The 20,648-nt window shown below is 44.5% G+C and carries 16 protein-coding genes; 6 read left to right on the top strand and 10 right to left on the bottom strand.

Annotation, left to right across the window (positions count from 1 at the left end; genetic code table 11):
• Positions 1 to 13 precede the first annotated feature (13 nt).
• Both UQ64_RS19140 and UQ64_RS19145 read left to right on the top strand, forming a co-directional pair.
• Positions 14 to 505, top strand: a complete 492-nt coding sequence (locus tag UQ64_RS19140) for a hypothetical protein (protein WP_060625121.1) — start codon at positions 14 to 16, stop codon at positions 503 to 505.
• A gap of 254 nt (positions 506 to 759) precedes the next feature.
• Entirely contained in the window at positions 760 to 2,217 is a 1,458-nt protein-coding gene (locus UQ64_RS19145; RefSeq protein ID WP_060625122.1) for an amidase family protein, read from the top strand.
• 6 nt (positions 2,218 to 2,223) lie between these two features.
• Here the strand turns inward: UQ64_RS19145 and UQ64_RS19150 are convergent, their stop codons facing one another.
• The 3 genes from UQ64_RS19150 to UQ64_RS19160 form a co-directional block, all read right to left on the bottom strand.
• On the bottom strand, positions 2,224 to 2,547 hold the full coding sequence (locus UQ64_RS19150) for a YciI family protein (RefSeq protein WP_060625123.1): 324 nt from the start codon (positions 2,545 to 2,547) through the stop codon (positions 2,224 to 2,226).
• Between the two features lie 99 nt (positions 2,548 to 2,646).
• On the bottom strand, positions 2,647 to 3,204 hold the full coding sequence (locus tag UQ64_RS19155; RefSeq protein ID WP_060625124.1) for an SLOG family protein: 558 nt from the start codon (positions 3,202 to 3,204) through the stop codon (positions 2,647 to 2,649).
• A gap of 217 nt (positions 3,205 to 3,421) precedes the next feature.
• Positions 3,422 to 5,452 carry a beta-galactosidase gene (locus tag UQ64_RS19160; protein WP_060625125.1) on the bottom strand — a complete coding sequence of 677 codons (2,031 nt, stop codon included), beginning with the start codon at positions 5,450 to 5,452 and terminating at the stop codon, positions 3,422 to 3,424.
• A gap of 119 nt (positions 5,453 to 5,571) precedes the next feature.
• On the opposite strand from UQ64_RS19160, the gene UQ64_RS19165 reads away from it, so the two are divergent.
• Positions 5,572 to 6,408: an AraC family transcriptional regulator gene (locus UQ64_RS19165; protein ID WP_245238088.1), complete on the top strand. Its 837-nt coding sequence runs from the start codon at positions 5,572 to 5,574 to the stop codon at positions 6,406 to 6,408.
• A 294-nt stretch (positions 6,409 to 6,702) separates the two neighbouring features.
• Here UQ64_RS19165 and UQ64_RS32585 read toward each other — a convergent pair whose 3' ends face one another.
• The 5 genes from UQ64_RS32585 to UQ64_RS19190 form a co-directional block, all read right to left on the bottom strand.
• The gene (locus UQ64_RS32585; RefSeq protein WP_280818226.1) at positions 6,703 to 6,831 is read right to left on the bottom strand and encodes a hypothetical protein; all 129 of its coding nucleotides are present in this window, start codon (positions 6,829 to 6,831) and stop codon (positions 6,703 to 6,705) included.
• Positions 6,832 to 7,032: 201 nt separating this feature from the next.
• Complete coding sequence (locus UQ64_RS19175; RefSeq protein ID WP_060625128.1) at positions 7,033 to 9,024, bottom strand: beta-galactosidase; 1,992 nt, start codon at positions 9,022 to 9,024, stop codon at positions 7,033 to 7,035.
• A gap of 127 nt (positions 9,025 to 9,151) precedes the next feature.
• On the bottom strand, positions 9,152 to 10,453 hold the full coding sequence (locus UQ64_RS19180) for an ABC transporter substrate-binding protein (protein ID WP_060625129.1): 1,302 nt from the start codon (positions 10,451 to 10,453) through the stop codon (positions 9,152 to 9,154).
• 61 nt (positions 10,454 to 10,514) lie between these two features.
• Entirely contained in the window at positions 10,515 to 11,348 is an 834-nt protein-coding gene (locus tag UQ64_RS19185) for a carbohydrate ABC transporter permease (protein WP_060625130.1), read from the bottom strand.
• On the bottom strand, positions 11,348 to 12,229 hold the full coding sequence (locus tag UQ64_RS19190) for a carbohydrate ABC transporter permease (protein ID WP_060625131.1): 882 nt from the start codon (positions 12,227 to 12,229) through the stop codon (positions 11,348 to 11,350). Before UQ64_RS19190 ends, UQ64_RS19185 begins: the two co-directional genes overlap by 1 nt.
• 135 nt (positions 12,230 to 12,364) lie before the next feature.
• On the opposite strand from UQ64_RS19190, the gene UQ64_RS19195 reads away from it, so the two are divergent.
• Both UQ64_RS19195 and UQ64_RS19200 read left to right on the top strand, forming a co-directional pair.
• Positions 12,365 to 14,185 carry a cache domain-containing sensor histidine kinase gene (locus tag UQ64_RS19195; protein WP_060625132.1) on the top strand — a complete coding sequence of 607 codons (1,821 nt, stop codon included), beginning with the start codon at positions 12,365 to 12,367 and terminating at the stop codon, positions 14,183 to 14,185.
• The gene (locus UQ64_RS19200; protein ID WP_060625133.1) at positions 14,182 to 15,843 is read left to right on the top strand and encodes a helix-turn-helix domain-containing protein; all 1,662 of its coding nucleotides are present in this window, start codon (positions 14,182 to 14,184) and stop codon (positions 15,841 to 15,843) included. The genes UQ64_RS19195 and UQ64_RS19200 overlap by 4 nt, the downstream gene beginning before the upstream one ends.
• A gap of 101 nt (positions 15,844 to 15,944) precedes the next feature.
• Here the strand turns inward: UQ64_RS19200 and UQ64_RS19205 are convergent, their stop codons facing one another.
• A complete protein-coding gene (locus UQ64_RS19205; protein ID WP_060625134.1) occupies positions 15,945 to 17,111 on the bottom strand; it encodes an SGNH/GDSL hydrolase family protein in 1,167 nt (388 codons plus the stop codon).
• 123 nt (positions 17,112 to 17,234) lie between these two features.
• Positions 17,235 to 19,556 (bottom strand): alpha-xylosidase, encoded by a 2,322-nt coding sequence (yicI, locus tag UQ64_RS19210; RefSeq protein WP_060625135.1) that lies wholly within the window; start codon positions 19,554 to 19,556, stop codon positions 17,235 to 17,237.
• Positions 19,557 to 19,683: 127 nt separating this feature from the next.
• On the opposite strand from yicI, the gene UQ64_RS19215 reads away from it, so the two are divergent.
• A complete protein-coding gene (locus tag UQ64_RS19215) occupies positions 19,684 to 20,574 on the top strand; it encodes an AraC family transcriptional regulator (protein ID WP_060625136.1) in 891 nt (296 codons plus the stop codon).
• Positions 20,575 to 20,648 lie beyond the last annotated feature (74 nt).

Genomic DNA, 20,648 nt, shown 5'->3' on the forward strand with positions numbered 1-20,648 from the left:
CCGGAGGCTGTATATGCTTACTTTCGAACAAAAATTAGCGATTCTCGACTCTTACCCCCAACTGGAACGTAAAAATGTATCCCTTGGGCGCGTGAACTATCACTACGAGGAAAGCCAGCATGATAAGAAAACCGTTGCTTACCACCTGCATCCTAATGGGAATGGTTATGTATTTGCAGGCTTATTGCGGGGTTATGAGACAGATGATAAGGGCTTTGTGAACATTCGCGACTACTCGGAATCCGAGCTGCGGAGTCTGCTGGATGCCTCCATCACCTCACTGTCGATTTACATTCCGGATGCCCCTGTAGCCAGCAAAAGAAAGAAAAAGGCTGCGGCAACCGCCGACTCACTCTGGACTAATGATGAGGGCCATACCTTAATCCTGAAGCTTGAGGATGATTTATGGTATGTCTATGCCGATCTCAATTTGGAAATGGCCTTTGAGACCCTTGAGGAAGCTAAAGAATATTTAGCGGAAGAGGGATTTACAGCGCAGGGGTAATAACAACTCCTAACTGAAAAAAATAGAAAGAGGTGTCCAAACAGCCATTTATTTTGGCGATTTGGATACCTCTTTTCAGTTAAATGCTTGCAAGCTTATGTCTTCAGCCTATGTTAAAAATCTATTTTTATCACACCTCAATGTATCAAATGGAAAATCGATATGTAAGTAAAAAAGAATACTACCACTAAAACCCAAATTATGGTTAGATGAAGGAGAAGCTATATCCTATAGGGAAAGAAGCGTGAACGCACATGAGTTTTGAAATCGTAGAAGCCACTATACCGGAGATCCAAGCTGCATTAGAAGCCGGAGAAATTACGTCAAAACAACTAGTTCTCATGTATTATGAACGCATAGCTGATCATGACAAAAATGGCCTGACGATTAACTCTGTGCTGGAGATCAATCCTGATGCGTTGTTTATCGCAGAATCTCTGGATGTGGAACGTGCGACCAAAGGATCCCGGGGACTTCTGCACGGCATACCTGTATTATTGAAGGATAACATCAATACTGGGGATAAAATGCATACCAGTGCAGGTTCGCTGGCTTTGGCGAATTCTTTTGCCGAGGAAGATGCGTTTATCGTTACCAAGCTGCGTGAAGCCGGAACAATCATTATGGGTAAAGCCAATATGACCGAATTCGCCAATTTTATGACGAACGGCATGCCCTCTGGTTACAGCTCCCGCGGCGGGCAAGTCCTTAACCCTTACAATATATCTACACCAACAGGTGGCTCCAGTGCTGGCTCAGCGGTAGCTGTCACTTGTAACTTCTGTACAGTCTCTGTTGGCACAGAAACCTCAGGATCGATCCTTAACCCCGGTAACTTGGGCTCCATTATTGGCATTAAGCCAACCGTTGGACTGCTAAGTCGTTCGGGAATCCTTCCCCTCTCCAACACACAAGACACTGCTGGCCCTATGGCCAGAACGGTTCGCGATGCCGTGCTGCTGCTAAATGCAATGCTGGGCAACGATAATCACGATGCAGCCATGGGAACGAATGTAGGTAAAATCCACGAAGATTACACTGTATTCCTAGACGAGAATGGCTTGCAAGGTGCCCGTATAGGGATCCCGCGTGACTATTATTTCGAGGAGCTAACAGAAGAACAGCTCGCACTGTTCAATGCTTCCGTAGATAGAATGAGAGAGCTTGGAGCTACCATCATTGATCCTGCGGATATTAAAACCGCCCGGGAAATAAGTTATTCTTCGGTGGTATTGAACGAATTCAAAACAGCACTGAACGTTTATTTATCTCGTTTGGGTCCAGGGGCGCCGATGCGAACCTTAAAAGATATTATTGATTTTAACCATGCACATCCTGTGGAAACTTTGAGATATGGTCAAGCTACGTTAATAGATGCGGAATACACCTCTTCCGGCACACAAACCGAACCAAAGTATTTGCGACACCGCGCGACTGACCTGAAGCTGTGCAAGGAAGAGGGAATCGATGCCACCATGAAGGAATACAATCTGGATGCCCTGCTGTTCCCCGCCGATTTCGGCGCCAGAATTACCTCCAGAGCAGGATATCCGTCTATCGTTGTACCTTCCGGATATACATCAGCCGGTGCTCCCTTCGGAGTGACTTTCTCAGCGAAAGCTTATCAGGAGCCTACACTCATCAGACTCGCCTATGCTTATGAACAAAACTACAAGGTGCGCAAAGCACCATCGCTAAAGAGTTTTATCTGATTAGATCTATTCCTGGGGTGGAACTATACCCAAATGTCTGTTTCCCTCATGGGAAAGACTCCATGTACGCACTTCATAACTACGAATGCCAGAACGCACGTAAGGATCTTGTTCGGCGATTAGAATTGCCTCTTCCCGTGAGTTCGCTCTTATAATAACCATACCACCAGGACAATCACTAAAGGGACCACACATCACCAATTGTCCTTTACGGTCCAGTTCTCGTAAATGCTTAACGTGACCGCGAATAATCTCCATATCTCTTCGGTCTTGATTCGTCGGGCTTAGCAAAATAACATAACAAATATCTTCTGGATTGACCTCACTCATCCTAATCTTCCCCCCTCGTTCAAGTAGCAGCTGAAGCCCGTAATCGGTGATTTACTAATGCCGATTCGGACTTTTTCATTTTACGAGTTCTCCGTAATTTCACTCATAATCTCGCTGATTTCCTTCATCGGCAATATTCTGAATTTCATCGGAGTGAATTAGAAACAACTCATACTCTCCTTCAGCATGCAGCTTCAGCGCCCGCTCTTTAAAAAACTTCGGACTCCCCTCCGCCGCATCCTCATCGTAAAAGAGTAATATTCCGTCACTTTTGCGGAACAACAAATCGTCTCTAGCCCGAAACTGCCAGCTACCGTCATAAGGAGCATTACTGACTGCCCCAAAGAAGTCCGCACCCGCAATAATACGCCGATATTCGTTCTGCTTTTCTTCTTTCCATTTCTCCTCCTGTCCAGTATGCGCTGTAATGATCCCAAGCTTTAAGTCCGGATATTGCAGCTTAAGTTCGCTCACCACCTCGCATGCCCACAGATCCACACCATATTGGCCGGGCGTAATCACCCATTCCACGCCTTCTTCGATCAAAGGTTTTAATCGGTTAGCCAGTGCTTTTTTGATATAAGGAATCCCTTGATGCTTATTGTCAAAAATACCGAGTTCGTGTGCACGATATCCAGTTACTAGTAAAGTCTTCATGTGCTGCCTCTTTCCTGAACGTTGGCTTATCCTTTAAACTCCACATATTTGTTCATTATATAACATTTGCATACTTCATTTCTTTAGTAATGGCAATCCCGGAGGAGCCGCTCCAGATGGTAGCACGAGCAGCAGCAGCTAATGAAATGCTGCGTAACAAAAAAAGATCTCAGGGGACAAGCTGGTTCCCCGGAGATCTTTTTATATAACACACGAACTAGTTCTTATCAGACAAAATCAATACTCCACGAGCTGGCACAACTGCAGAACCGCTAACTTTATTGCCAGTCAGAAGATCCGTACGCTCAGTAGCACCAATATCCGCACTCAAATCACCAGTGGTGTGGTTCAGCAAGAATAGATAGGATACGCCTTCCTTCACACGTTGCACAGATTCGATACCTTCCGGTGCTGTTACTAGCGGCTGAATATTCTTTTCGGCACACAGATTGGCTAAGAATCCTTTCAAGAACTCAGCTTCTGGACTAGTAGCCACATAGTAAGCTTTACCTTCACCAAAGTTATTCACAGTCAGAGCAGGCATTCCTTTATAGAAATCCGATCCGTACTCTGCCAAAACCTCAGCACCCTCAGCATGAATCAGATCGCAAAGCAGATCACATTTGTAAGAACCACTCAAATTGCCCCACGCTTTGTCCATCACAATCTCGTTGCTCATTCCTGGTAGCAGTGCATCAATTTCCTCTGCCCAGATACCGAGTACGTTGCGCAGTTCCCCTGGGTAGCCACCTACGGTTACAAGGTCGTTCTCATTAACAATACCGCTGAAATAAGTCGTAATGAATGTACCGCCTGCTTTCACAAAAACTTCAACCTTTTCTGCAAAACCTGGCTTAACCATGTACATCACAGGTGCGATTACAATCTCATATTTGAACAGATTCTCTTCGACACCGATCATATCGGCTTCGATATTTTGCTGATACAGCGCATCATAATATTTATGAATCTCATTCACATAATCCAAAGCTACGGATGGTCCGCTTGAAAGATTGATAGCCCAGCGGTTTTCCCAGTCATACATAATCCCTACTTTAGCTGCACTGCGCGCATCTAATAGTTGATCTCCAAGCTGTCCCAGCTCTTTACCTAGCTCAGCACATTCACGAAATACACGCGTATGCTCATGTCCCACATGCTCAATAACAGCTCCATGATACTTCTCACATGCACCAATCGAACGACGCAGCTGGAAGAACAGAACAGTGTCTGCACCACGTGCTACAGCCTGATAGCTCCACAAACGCATAACCCCTGGACGTTTTAAAGAGTTATAGGGTTGCCAGTTCTGTTGGCTAGGCGTTTGCTCCATCAGCATGAACGGTTGTCCGTTCTTCAATCCACGCATGAGATCATGCGCCATGGCTGTGAAGCTGACCGGTGTATCCAGTGAAGGATAGTTGTCCCAAGAAATAACGTCCATATGTTTAGCCCACTCAAAATAGTCCAGTTCATCATAAAAGCCCATCAAGTTAGTGGTAACAGGTACGTTAGGACTGTGCTCCTTAATCGCATCGCTCTCAATTTTGTAGCATTCCAGCAAGCTATGCGACATAAATCTACGGAAGTCTAAGGAAATGCCTTGGAAGTTGGTGCGGTTACCGTCCCATTCTTCACTCAGCTCACTAGGCAGAACAATTTCTTCCCAATCATAAAACGTATGTCCCCAAAAACGTGTATTCCATGCTTTGTTTAATGCATCCAGAGAACCATAACGATCCTTTAGCCAGACACGGAACGCCGCTTCAGATAGATCAGAATAATCATAGTTACTGAACTCATTCGATACATGCCAAGCTACAAGCCCCGGATGATCCTTATAACGTTCAGCCAGCTTTCCTGCCAGCTTCGCTGCAAACTTACGGTAAACTGGACTGTTTGGATTCGAGTTATGACGTCCACCGAACTTGCGTTTTCTGCCCTTCACATCAACACGAGTAACTTCAGGATAACGATGAGCCATCCAAGCCGGGTGCGCTCCTGTACCTGTTGCCAGACATACGTAAGTACCATTTTTATATAGTCTATCCATTAATTCATCTAGTGATGAGAAATCATAAGTGTCTTCGGAAGGTTGGATCAGCGCCCAGGAAAATACATTAATTGTGGCAACATCAATTCCTGCCAGCTTAAACATACGCTCATCCTCTGCCCATACAGGCGCATCCCATTGCTCTGGATTGTAATCTCCACCGTACCAAATTTTAGGTAATTTATCGTTAATCACACTTCGCACATCCTTTATAGTATAATTATATATATATTGTAATCGGTTAACCTCACGCTATAAATATAAAATAATATTCCCAGTATATAAGAATATGGAACTAAGAGGAGATGAAGTCATTGAAGGGAATCGTGTATCGTAGAATTGTGTTCCCCCATGAGGGTGGACAGCATCTACCTATCACATTAGACAGCATCGGTCACAATCATCAACAGGAAAAAGTATCTCGCACAGATGGCTATGAGACCTATCACTGGCTCCAAACAGTCTCCGGTGAAGGAGTGATTCATTTTGAAAATAATAAAACCTTCTCCCTTCCTGCAGGCAGCGGTGTGTTACTTCTTCCCTATACCCCACATCGCTATGAAGCTTCGGCTGCTAACTGGAGCACCTCTTATTTAACGTTCGGAGGCAGCTCCGCAGGATCTATTCTGGAGACACTGGGGATGAATATGAATTCTTTTTACCGCTGGGAAAAAGAAGCCCCTCTCTCCAAGCTGCTAAGAGAAATACTTGATCAATATGATGCCTCACAGGACATGTTTGGTCTGACCGCCTCCACTGATGCTTATCGCTTTCTGCTTACTTTAAGCAAATATGGGCAACTTCATAACAACACGACGATATCCCGCAATGTGGATAAGCTACAACCGCTACTGAAATGGATGGACACCCATTATGGTGATCCAGATCTCGGACTGAATGATCTTGCCGATCAGCTCGGAGTATCAGGGCGATATCTCAACAACCTATTCATACAAACCTTTGGACTATCTCCTTATGCCTATTTCGTACGCTTACGTATCCGTAAAAGCAAGGAAATGCTCGTAACCCAGCCAGATCTTACTGTAAAAGTCATCTCGCAGAGAGTCGGCTTCCGTGATGTCAGCCATTATGTAGCTACCTTTCGCAAGCAGTCGGGAACTACACCGGAGCAGTTTAGACGACTTCACTAAACACTCTAAGGTGTAAAGCTTAATCGCTTCCTGTGTATTAAAATGCTACATAAGGTTGCGTATGACAGAGCGAATCGCTGTGAATTTCATAAGTATGGGCATGTGCGTCAGAATAACTGCATTTTGTATACTTAAATCAGCCCGTTCAGCAGAAAATATCCATATAAGTGTATTCTGTGCAGTTATATTCTCGGCATTTGACTGTGAACCGCGATACTTCGCATTATAGCTGCACTAAATACAACTAAAACCATTTCATAGCCCGAGAACACAAAATAAGTGTAGAAAGTACTGCTATTCCGCACCGTACCAACTGGCTTGTCTCGACAGCTCCTCCGACCCAAGGAGTACATTCAATTGCACTTCATACATTAGAATGCACTTTTCCATCTCATTTCGAGCGTTCTGTTGTACTTCGTGCATTAGAATCTTGTGAAATCCATCAAAATGGAGGCTTTCCACCAATCTGATTGCACAATGTGCAACAGATCTCAAATTCCCACACCCAAAAAGGAATTCTATTGCACAGAGTGCAATCACATTCACAATCACAAGCACAAGGATTCAATCATAGGCCGAAGAAGATAAAAATGCCCTCCCCATCAACACTTACTTAGAATCCCTTCACATCTCCAGAATTTCTACACCATACGGCTCAAGCTGCAGCTCTCCTGAACAAATCGAGTGATTCAGCAGACTGTTATACTCCTGTGGCAACGCGACCGTCACCGATTCCCGGCTCAAATTAAGCAAGAATAAAAAGCTTCCTTGATCTCCCGAACGCACCGAAGCCTGCACTCCATCCGGCAACCCCTCAAATCTAAACAGCCCCTGCTGTTTAGAAAGGCGCTCCAGTAATACTGACCAGAATCTCTCTTCCATATGAGTCCCAAAGTAATAAACTTGGCCTTTTCCGAAATCATTGACGGTTACAGCCGGCGTTCCACTATAGAAATCATCGCCATACCAAGCAATCGGTGATGCCACAACAGGTCTTAGGATGTCGCACCACTGTGTGCATTCATATGGGTTACCCTCAGCATCAATGACCTTATGGGTTTCAGCACCAATCGGATCATACTCCAGCACCTCAACCCCTGTGCAATAGCTCAGCAACCCCGGTAGTGGCTGCATGACTGCGATGTTATTAGTTGTTTTCACGCCACTTCGGTTGGTAATAAGCAAGGTTCCGCCAGCTAGTGCAAAATCCTCCAGATTACGCACGATCTCCTCATCCAGCAAATATAAATTTGGAGCAATTACTACTTTATAGCCATCCAACGGTTGTCTTAAGTCGATAACATCGCAACCCACGCCAAGCTTCGTCACCGCACGGTGAATCTGCTTAATATTCTCATAATAATCAAAGCCCTCAGCCTGTGGCTGAATATCCAGCGCAGCTTTCTCTTCATGGGAATGTAGAATCGCTACTTCATTCTTTAGCGTCGTTCCAGTCAGCTTCTCCTCAAGTGTATTAACTTCATGGCATAACTGAGTGAACTCCGCAAATCTGCGTCCTGGTACATTGCTGTGATCAATCAATCCGTGCCAGAATTGTTCAGCTCCTGCTACTGCACTACGCCAGCGGAAATGAACGACGGTGTCTGCGCCTCTCGCAATCGTCTGCCATGCATAAGCACGAATCATCCCAGGATACGGCGTTCTCCACATCGGCATCCAACAACCTGGTGAGCCACTTAGCTGTTCCATGATCCAAAAGTTTTGACGTTTAATACCACGGGTTACGTCCAGTGAAAGTGCTCCGCTATAGGGTGTTGTCGCTTGCTTGGCTGGCGAAGTATTCGGATAATAGTCAAATGCAGCGACATCCAAATCAGCACCGACTCCATACATATCCAGACGCTGCGGATAGCTATGAAAGTTATGAGTGATAAAATGCTGCGGACAAACAGACCGCAAAATATCAATCTGTGTTCTCTGGAAAGCCACCACTGAATCCCACTGAAACCGCTGATAATCTAGCAGGAATGATGGATTCTGATGAGGCGATCCTCCCAGTGGAACGGTAAGCTCATTCCAATCGCTGTATTCTCCACTCCACACAACCGTTCCCCACTCTGCATTCACTCGATCCAGGTTGCCATATTTGGCTTTTACCCAATTACGAAACGCTATATTACAAGCGTCACAATGGCAATCTAACATGCCGAATTCATTATCCGTCTGCCAACCAATCACGGCCGGATGTTCACTATAATGCTCCGCAAGATGCTGGGTGATACGGCTTCCGTATTCACGCAAAGATGTGCTGTTATAGCAGCGGTGTCCGCGTACCCCCGGCTGAAAGGTCTCCCCATTCGCAAATATCGGCAGCACGTCCGGAAATTTCGTAGTTAACCATCTAGGAGGTGTGGCCGTCGGTGTACCAATCACGACCTGCAGTTCATACTTGTGAAAAAGATCCAGCGCGCGGTCCAGCCATCCAAACTGGCAATTGCCCTCCGCTATCTCTAACCGGCTCCATGCAAACTCGGCGACTCGAACTACCTTGACACCTGTTTCCTTCATTAATCTGATATCCGGTTCCCACATGGATTCTTCCCAATGCTCCGGGTAATAGTCCACGCCCATCTGAATAAGATCATATCGTTTCATCGGCGCCCTCTCCCCCTATCTTGTTATCATCAAAATAAAAGGCGCTCCCCGTCTCATAATGATGAGGTATACGGAGAACGCCTTTGTTAACCACTAGTTCATTTTAATCTTTATGATGGAGTTTCACTTATTTCTTAAGCTTGTCCCAAGCTGCTTGCATGCCAGTCATCCAGCCATTAACATCAACCTTACCAGCGATCATCTGTTGAATAACACTAGCAAATTCTTGCGTTACGCCATCAGGGAATTTAGAGGATTGCAAACCATACACTTTGTCTTCTTTTACATAGTTCCATACGTCAGATCCAAGTTTCCCGATATCTTCAGGAGTTGCTTCGATAGTGGACAAAGCAGGGATGAATTTCCATTTTTTAACGATGTACTCTTTACCCATATCAGAAGTTACCAACCAGTTTAAGAATGTTTTAGCTTCTTCTTTAGATCCGGAGTCTTTGTTGATAACAAGATTCGCAGGAATACCTACAGTCATTTTGTCATTTTTCTCAGCATCTTCATTGATTGGCATAGGGAACATACCGATGTTCATGTCAGGTGTAATGTTATCAACAAGGGTTTGTGCCCAGTTACCTTCTTGCATCATTGCAGTTTCACCTTTAGCAAACATAGCCAAGTGAGTGTTAGCATCTGTAGTCAAAGGATTTTTTTGTCCGTATTTCAAAGTCAAGTTGAGCAAGTTGCTCCAATCTTCAAACACTTTGTTACCTACAATTGTACCCGTACCCTCATTCAAGCTCTTAATGAAGCCATTTACATCATCTTGTTGTGCAAATGCTACGCTGATCCCTTGGTTACCAAGGAGCCACCATTCTTGATACGCATTACCAAAAGGAGTTACGTCAATCGCTTGTAATTTCTTAGCTGCTTCTTCTAATTGTGACAATGTTTTTGGAGTTTCAGTGATGCCTGCTTTTTCGAACAGGTCTTTGTTATATACAAAACCGATTCCTTCAAGGTTCATTGGCATACCGTATACTTTACCGTCTTTAGTCATTGGCTCTGCTGCCATAGGAATCAGGTCTTTTACCCAAGGTTGATCGGACAGATCTTCCATCTTATCTCCCCAAAGCTCCATTTCAGCATATCCACCATTTGAGAAAATGTCAGGTGCATCGCCGGAAGCAAACTTAGTCTTCAGTGCTGCAGCGTAATCGGCACCACCACCAACGGTTTGAATATCCAGCTTGATGTTAGGGTATTCTTTTTCAAATTCAACCTTGAGCTCATTTAGACCTTCAACGATTTCAGTTTTGAATTGAAAGATCTTAACGGTCTTTACTTCACCCTTATCTGTGCCAGCGCTTCCATTTTGTGAGTTACTAGAAGCGTTATTACCTCCACCACATGCTGTTAATGCTAAACTCATCGCCATTACTGCCGTAAGTGCAACTGCTGAGCGTTTCTTATTCATTATATTTTCCCCCTTAAGATAGTGGACTACTTATGAAATATTTGGAACGGAGGGCTCGGTGTTAACCTTTCACCGAGCCAGCCGCTATTCCCTCAACAATGTAACGCTGCATGAACAGATAGAAAATGATAATTGGAGCAATCCCGATTACGAGAGCCGGTAGCGCCATATCCCATTGTTTGGTGTATTGACCAAAGAAGGAGAAGGTCGCGAGCGGTATGGTCCGAAGTTCTGGTGCTTGTAGAATCAAAGATGGCAGCAGATAGTCATTCCAAATCCCAAGTGCATTAAGCACGATCGTTGTCATTACCATTGGCTTCAGCAAAGGAAGTACTATGCGGAAGAATACGGTAATTGGATTACATCCATCAACTGTAGCCGCCTCTTCAATTTCAAGAGGAACGGACTTGATAAAGCCGTGGAACAGGAAGATTGCCATTGGAACACTGATCCCTAGGTTCGTGATAATCAAACCCAAGAAGGAATTGTTTACCCCTATTACATTTACGACTTTCAAGATAGGAATCATGATCGTTTGAAACGGAACAACCATTGCGGCTACGAACAACAGTAGCAAAAACTGATTGAATTTCGTATTCGCCCGAACCATACGATAAGAAGCCATCGCACTAAACAGAGAGATCAGAATAACACTGATCACGGTGATGATAACCGAATTTCGGAAAGCTTCACCGAAACGTGCTAGTTTCCAAGCACTTGTATAGTTCGACCACATGAATGTCTGTGGCCAACTTGCGGCATCACTCAGAATCTCACCGAAGGATTTCACTGAGTTCGCTAGCAAGAAATAAAATGGAGAGAGGAAGAGAAGGGCAAGAAGAATCATCAACACTTCTACGCCGATATTCCATCTGCTCTTTGACTTAGCGTTCATTAAGCTTCTACCTCCTTGCTCTTCGTAATACGGACCTGAATCAAGGTGATAATCGCTACGATAACAAAGAACAGCAGCGCCTTAGCAGTACCCAGTCCGTAACGGTTGTTCAGGAAGGCTTCATTGTAAATATTCATTGCAACTGATTCAGTAGATTTGAACGGTCCACCTTTCGTTAAGGAAAGGTTAAGATCGAACATTTTGAAAGACCAAGAAATGGCCAAGAACAAACCAATAGTTACAGCAGGCATTATTAATGGAACTACAATGTTGCGTAGTACCTGCCAACGGGAGGCACCATCAATATCAGCCGCTTCCAATACTTCTTTCGATACGTTACTGAGAGAAGCGATGTAGATGACCATCAGATAACCGGAAGACTGCCAAACAAAAACCATTACAATCGCCCAGAACCCGGTTGTTGCATCACCCAGCCAAGGAAGATTAAAGAACGACCAACCTGTGAGTTCTCCCATTGTTGCGAACCCTTTGATGAAGATAAATTGCCAGATGAACCCGAGCAACAATCCCCCAATAACGTTCGGCATAAAGAAAATGGTCCGAAGCATGTTACGTGTCTTTAATGGTTTCGTTAACAGATAAGCTAGGAAAAATCCTACCACGTTAGTCAAAATTACACCTAACACAGTAAATCTTACTGTAAACCAAAAGGAAGACCAGAAGTCGGGGTCATTCGTAAATATAGTGGAGAAGTTTTGAAATCCGACCCAACTTACATTACCGGATACACCGTTCCAGTCAGTGAAGGAGTAATACATCCCCATGATAAATGGGATAATCGTTATTAAGGTAAAAAACAAGACTGCCGGACCAACGAAAAATGCCTGTTGACCTAACTGGGACAACTTAGTGCCGCGCATTTATTGTCCCCCCTTTCTTTTGCTCACTTACTTGTTTATGCTTTATACACATATTATCCGTTTTTTCGAGCGCACCTCACACCTACGGAAGTGATCTTTCAGGTGTAAAATATTGATCGGATGTGACAAATTTCGATGAAATGGAACACAATTCGCACAAAAATGATCGTTTTCATCCTACTTCCAACGTTAATCTGTATTATGGCCACGATGTTTATAAGCTACCACTTTAGTACCCAATCCTTAAGAACAAGAGCAGTAGATGAGAATACGAACCTTCTCTTTCAGGGCACTAAAAATATCGAAAGTCTAATTCAAGAAATCAATCGACTTTCCCTTATCGTCTATTCAGATTCAGAATTCTACAGATTGCTCGAAGCTGGATACGAGGATATGGCAGCCAATACACGGATTTATTCTTCCTTGAATTACATTTCATCATCTATGCCTGACGTATCTCAGGTCTATTTATACGGTGTCAAGGACAGCAAAGCCACTCTGCTCACCCAAAATACACCGAAACGTTGGCAGGGTATTTCACCTTATCCTGACTCAAAGATCACTACCGATTCTGCGGTATCCATACAGAGTACGCATTTAAGTCATAGCTACGGCCTAACGGCACCGATCCCGCAATTTATACCGGAGCCAGTATTTACCTTGCACAGGAGAATCGAAAGAGTCCCTACCACGAAGGCGCTTGGCTATCTGTCAATTGATGTCAAGCTAACGGCTCTGACCGACATCATCAGTCAGTTATATGATCAGAAGCAGGAGAACATCTGGCTGCTGGATGGCGACAGAAACATTATCTACGGGGACAATAGTGAAGAATACGGCAAGAAACTGAATACAGCTTGGTACGATACGAATATCAGAGGAAATCAAAGCTCACAAGGATACTTTGAAGAGGAGAAAGCCATGTTTATTTACCAGAATATCGAAGGTCCAGGGTTAAATTGGACGCTGGTAAAGCAGATTCCGGTATCTTATCTTTTCCGAGAAGCCAATGAGGCGGCAACGATCAATATAGCACTGTCGATCCTGCTGCTGATTACAATTACCACATTAACGATTCTGATCTCTTTTCGAATCACAGCCCCGATCAAGCAGTTGACCCGCTATATGAATCAGGTCCAAACCGGGAAACTTGATATCGATATCCGCCCCATGGGCAAAGACGAGATTGGTGTTGTTACAGAGCGGTTCCGCAGTATGATGGATACGATCAACAATCTGATCCTGAGAGAATACAAGCTGGAATTAACTAATAAAACGAATGAACTGCGGGCTTTGCAAGCACAGATCAATCCGCATTTCCTTAACAACACTTTACAGATTATCGGTACGCTTGCCCTGGAGCTTAAAGTACCCCAAATCTACTCTCTTCTTTCGGCGCTAGCGAAAATGATGCGCTACAGCATGTACAATGAGGAGAAGATTGTTACGGTTAAAGACGAACTAGATCATGTTAAAGCTTACATTGAACTACAGAAGGAACGTTTTGAAAATAAATTCAGTTTCCGTTACGATATGGAGGAATCTCTTTTTGAGACATTTATGCCTAAGATGATTCTTCAGCCCATTGTAGAAAACTATTTCAAACATGGCTTTAATCTTTCCCGCACGGATGGATTCATTGAGATCACCGCAGCAAGAGTAAGTAACAAGCGGATGGAAATTTGTATTCAAAATAACGGAAATGCCATTCCTTCAGCGAAACTGGATCTTCTACGGCAGAAACTTCAACACTCCACTAGAACAGAAATAGATTTATTAAGAAACACTGAGCAAGACAAGGACGCCACAGGATCTGGCATTGGTCTGCCGAACGTTCTCGCACGTCTTAAGCTAGTATGCGGAGATAGTGCTATCTTGACAGTGGACAACCTCAGAGCAGGCGGAGTAGTTGTAAGACTGGAAATAGACATTATTGTGGAGCGTGAAACGATATGAAGGCGTTGATTGTTGATGATGAAGCAAGAGTTAGAAAGGCAGTTAGACTTCTTGTCGACTGGGACGCACATCAAATAGATGAGATTCTGGAAGCCGGAAATGGAAATGAAGCCATTGAAATTATTCGGCAAGTTAAACCAGCCCTAGTCATTATGGACATGATGATGGAATCCGGTAATGGCGTAGAGTTAATGACATGGGTAAACGAATTTGCCGGCAACATCAAATTCATTGTGGTTAGCGGACATAATGACTTCGAGTTCGTACGCCAGACCGTACGTCATGGTGGAATTGATTATATCCTTAAGCCCATTGAAGCGGAGGCAATAAATGTTGCAATCGCTAAGGCAGTGGCTGCCTGGCGTTCAGAGGACGCTGACCGTAGCGAACGACAGAAGCAGAGCATCCAGCTTAATGAGTTCAAGCCCATCTACGGAGAAAAACTGTTATCCGCGCTAATCGATGATCCGATCAACTCGGAATTATCTCTCCGAAGATTGCGTAGCGATGGCATTATCCCGGAAAATGTCCACTCTTCACGCCTAATACTGGTGCAGACAGACACTGGAAATAGTCTCCTACTAAAGCGTTTTGGAGGAGACACCGGGCTCATGAACTACGCTATCGTCAATATTTGCAATGAATTTTTACAAGGTCAGCATAAGGGTGTGTCTTTTCGTTACTGGGGAGGTCCTTCAGAGATTGCTATTATTCTGTGGGATATCCAAACGTCCGTTGCCGAGCTTATAGGTAGAATTAATCATGGTATCTATGCTACTCTGCAGGTCCGAATGCATTTCGGAATTAGCTGCATCGGCAGCCTGCCTAAACAATTACCTTATCAGCGTGCAGAAGTGGCCGAAGCCTTGCAACGTCGAAATTTATTAATACATGAGGATTACTGCCATTATTCCACTTCCTCCGAAGAGTTTAAAGAGCGCAATGAAACCACAAAGACAGAAATTCACGGAAATGTAACGCCGACGATCTTTGCTCATGTAAAGGAAGATTGGAAAATGGCAGTCATCAGTGGAAGTCCTGATGTATTGTCCTCGGCAGCACAGCACTGGGTAGACGAGCTTAGCCGAAGCGGAATTGTTACACCGGAGATCCTGAACTCGTGGAAGAATGATGCACTCTTATTCCGTTCCCAGTTGGTACGGGAAACGTTAGGCCCCGATGCTGATAGCGCACTAGCTGAGCTAGAACAGGCTGACCAGCTTCACCCAGCACCTTATACGAACGGTTACTCGTTCTCCTTATTTGCTTGGCGTGACTGGTCATTTGATCTGATGGAGCGAATGTCAGAAGTGATTGCAGCTAAACAAGCTAAAGAAAGCAATCCTATGCATGATATCGTGAAATATATCGAACTCAATTACGCCTCGGATCTGTCCCTACAGGAGATTGCCGGAAAGTTCTTTGTTAGCCGCGAATATATTTCACGCCGATTCAAACAGGAATACGGCATTAATTTCTCCGATTTCATCGTTAACATCCGAATAGATAAGGCTAAATTGCTTATGCAGAACCCTCGGCTAAAGCTGTCGCAAATTTCTGAAATGGTCGGATTTCATGATGTGAAGTATTTTAGCAAGGTATTCAAGAAACAGGTTGGTGCATCACCTAAGGACTATCGAAACCAGTTTAAAATTTAATTAATACCACGCTACGAGAAAACGGTAGTCTTCCTTTATGGAAGACTACCGTTTTCTCGTATAAATATAAAGATAATGTACAGCGTGAAACTTATACTTTCTTATATTTTTAAAAAGGCGTCCGCAACCGTCTTACCGGCTATGCCGTTCGGGTGTGGGTCATCTGTTCCACTCATAAACTCCGGTCTGATTCGATGATCATCTGGTGCAGGCAACGACAATAGGCTCGCTATATCAAACACACGGCTCACACCTATAGGTGGATTGGACAAGATCTCATGATTCACCTTGCGCCAAGTCTCTTCTCTTTCCCCCTGGAAATTGAATGGAGGTACCGTACCTAGAATAATACTAGCTTCAGTATTTGCCCCCTTGATCTTAGAAATAATAGTCGTCAAATCACCAAGAAGCTCATCCGCCGAACGGCAGCCAATATCAATATCATTCACTCCAAGTACGATCATCACTTCATCACTTTGCTTAGCTTTGTGTAGCCATGGACCATCCGCGGCAACATCATAAGCTCTAGCCCAACCCGAGCCGATATTCCATACACCAATATCTGTACCAAGACCAGCCGCAATTCTCGCGACCCAATATTCGTACTCATCCTTTAATGTCCGCACACCTTGAGTAATCGAATCGCCCAAGAATACTAGTTTCTTGGTCACAGATTTCTTATACCCAATAAAACTTGGCAGTACCAAAAGATTATCAGACGCTGTAAAACCATCCGCTGATTCTTGTGCGGCAAGATTTCCGGGTGCGTCATAAGCTGTTGCCAGCATACCCTCTACATTGAAAGGAATCGATTTACCCCCAGCGAGCGTCTTAATCGTCCACGTAAACGCCAAGTAATGACCCTCCGGTAGAACAATACTTGTCTCATCACTCCAGAAACATTCCCCAGCCGCAACGGCTTTAAAGGCGTTGCCTTCAAAGGTAACAGCATGTTGTGTATTTTCAGTAATCGTTCCGTCTGGTTCAGTTCCTCCGTCAGCGATATAAGCTGTCTCGATAACCCAGTCTCCTCCAGGTTCACTGCCTACAGCTTCTTGCCCTTGATCCCATGTAGAATCCACCGCGTTACTGTGCCAGAACTTTAGCTTCAACGTACCATTCTCCCTTAAACGAATATAAGTCCGGAAGGTATGTGTAAATGGTTCTTGCCTATTCATTATAAAATTCGCTGCAGTTGAAAGAACCGTTGCTGAGGTATAATCCGTCTGGTTCAATACTCCACTTCCCTTTGTTAAATTAGTATCCATAGTTTCCCCCGTTATTCATTAAGATTGTAACACTAAAACCTCTCATATAAACCAGGGAACGGATCGTCCACCCAGTTTACAAGAGAGGTTATGGCTATATCAATATGCTTTGAGAAAACGATCTTATTTCAGTGTAATTGTAAACGATACGGATTTCGCACCTGCGTTTACTTTTACTGTAGTTTCATCTACTTGCTCCGCGCCTTCTACAGAAGAGATAGCTCCCAGATCTTTAAGGGAAAGCGAGAATTCTTTACCGCTTCCTTCTGCAGTAACCGTTACGATGCTGCCTTTACGGTCAGCCTTCACCGTCAATTCAGGAGCGCCTTTGAGATCACGAACCGTTGCAGAAGTGCCAGTGCCATCTTCAAGCGAATACAGGCCAAATTTCACGCCGGCCGCATAGTCGTAATCCGGTTTGTTATCGACACTGCCGATTGCCAGCAAGGAGTTCTGACGAACGAACAATGGCAGGCTGAAGAAATCATATTTCTCTTTACGCCAAGACCCTCCTTGTACAGTTTCACCACTAAGTAGGTGTGTCCAGCGACCAGCCGGCAAGTAGTATTTCACTTCTCCGTTTTCTTGGAAGATTGGAGCTACGAGCAAAGAATCACCCAGCATATATTGACGATCAAGCACTTCGCAAGTTGGATCTTCCGGGAATTCCATAACCATTGCCCGCATAGAAGCCCAGCCATGCTCTGCAGCCTGTCCAGCTACATCATACAGATAAGGCATCAAGCTACATTTAAGCTTAGTGAAATAGCGAGTTACATCACAAGCTTCATCATCATACGCCCAAGGCACACGGTACGAAGTACTACCATGCAGACGGCTGTGGCTGGACAATAATCCAAAGGCCAACCAACGTTTGAATACATGCGCAGGAGCCGTGTTCTCGAAGCCGCCGATATCATGACTCCAGAAGCCGAAACCGGACAATCCTAGGGACAATCCACCGCGAAGGCTCTCTGCCATGGATTCATAATCTGCATAGCAATCACCGCCCCAGTGAACTGGGAACTGTTGGCCACCAGCAGTTGCAGAACGTGCGAACAATGCTGCTTCATTCTTACCAAGCTTCTCTTCAAGTACTTCAAATACCACTTTGTTGTACAGTTGAGTGTAATAGTTATGCATTTTCATCGGATCAGATCCGTCAAAGTAAACTACATCAGTAGGAATACGTTCGCCGAAGTCTGTCTTGAAGCTGTCTACACCCATATCTACCAAATCACGCAGGTAGCCGGCATACCATTCACAAGCCGCAGGGTTAGTGAAGTCCACTAGTGCCATGCCCGCTTGCCACAAATCACATTGATAAACGTCGCCGTTAGGTTTTTTGAGCAGATAACCATTTTTCTTGCCTTCTTCAAACAAGCGGGAACGTTGTCCGATATAAGAATTGATCCATACGCAAATCTTCAGGCCTTTATCTTTCAGGCGTTTCAGCATGCCTACCGGATCAGGGAATACGCGCTCATCCCACTGGAAATCGGTCCATTGATATTCACGCATCCAGAAACAATCGAAGTGGAATACGCTCAGCGGCAAATCTCGCTCTGCCATCCCATCTACGAAGGAGTTTACGGTTGCTTCATCGTAGTCGGTAGTGAAAGAAGTCGTCAGCCAAAGGCCGAAAGTCCATGCTGGCGGAAGTGCGGGCTTACCCGTGAGTGATGTATAGTTGCTGATAACTTCCTTAATGGTAGGACCATCAATCACGAAGTACTCTAGGCTTTCTCCAGATACACTGAATTGCGCCTTTTTCACTTTTTCCGAAGCGATTTCATAAGAAACCAGCTCAGGATGGTTAACAAATACGCCATAACCTTTGCTGCTTACATAGAAAGGAACGTTCTTATATGCTTGCTCGGAGCTAGTACCACCGTCTTTGTTCCAAAGATCTACGGTCTGCCCATTCTTTACAAAAGCGGTAAAACGCTCGCCCAGACCGTATACGAATTCGCCTACACCGAGATCCAGCTCTTCACGCATATACGTGTTGCCGTCTTGATCCGTAATATAAGCCATTGATTTGTAACCGCTACCTGTAATTCTCTCGTCACCATGATAGAAATCCACTGCCCATTGCTGGCCTTTGCGAATCACTACACGAAGTCCGCCGCTGACCAGCACAGTCTCCGAATCGGTTTCTTCAATCTTAACGTGATCTCCGGTACCTTTCGTGAGTTCGAATACTGGACCGCGTTCTTGTACGCCATCATGATGAATAATCTTAACCCCTACCACACCCGGAAGCGGGGAATGAAATTTAACAGTAAGCAGGGTTGAATTCAGCGTTGCTGAACGTCCTGTGATTGGAGTCGTTTGAGTAATTGCTGTTAATCCTTCTGGAGTCTTTTCTACAACATAATTTTGAACTGCGCCGTTAATCGTGATACCATCACGCACCAGCCAGAGACCATCAGTAAATTTCATTGTGTACTTGCCACCTTTCAATTTGGTGTTTATAGTTGCATTATACCGATAAAAAATGAACAGAACTAATACTATATAGCTCATTTATAACACTATTCTGATGTTTTATCTGAAAGGAGTGGCATTTATGGACCGTACAACCCAGAGTTTGCTAAAAGAAGACAGAGTTCATGGTGATAACATGTTTCCACTTGCAGCTTATTGGATAGAATTGCCGGCTGGAACACATGTACTTGATACCCATTGGCATGAAGAAGCGGAGTTTTTTATGCTGCTAGAAGGAGAAATTCTGTTTCAGGTAGACACCGAATATTTCCCACTTAAAGCCGGTGAAGCTGTATTTATCGAGTCCGGTGATATTCATGCCGCCTATGTACTGAACGAAGACACACCATGCAAATTTTGTGCGCTCGTGTTTCTCCCTGATCTTCTGGCAAGTGCCCAATATGATGCGATCCAGCAGAACACCATCTTACCCCTTCAGGAGAAAAGACAAAGCTTTCCTCGCCACCTTACGCCGGCCGTGCAATGGCAACAAGAACTTCTGCGACACTTAGAGCGTATGATGGACGCCTACGCTGCGCAATCTCCTGGGTTTGAAGCTTTTATTAAAGGCACACTTCTCATCATGCTCTCGCAGATTGCTCCAGAAGATCGTTTTGTAAACCGTAGCCAGTTGGATGATGCTGATACTACTAAGATCAATCGTCTTAAAAAGATTATTCTCTATATTCAGGATAACTATCAGGAGCCGATTCGAACCCGTGATCTCTCTGAGCTGATTCCCATGAGCGAAGGACAGTTCTGCCGCTTTTTCAAAGAAATGACCCGAAAGACTCCAGTGGATTACATTAACTCTTACCGGATTCGCCAAGCCGCCGATCTACTGCAACAAAGCGACAGAAAAATATCCGACATCGCATTCGAAGTCGGATTTGATAATGTAAGCTATTTTATTAAAGTGTTTCGCAGAGCGATGAAATGCTCACCCTCGGAGTTTAGGAAAGGGGCCCGTTGACATCTCGCTGTTCGACTTTGCTAACGGCTCTCTTTATTAATTCTTCCTGTTGATCTACCGATATATTATAGATA

Source organism: Paenibacillus etheri, assembly GCF_001012825.1.
GTDB classification, from domain to species: Bacteria; Bacillota; Bacilli; order Paenibacillales; family Paenibacillaceae; genus Paenibacillus_AQ; species Paenibacillus_AQ etheri.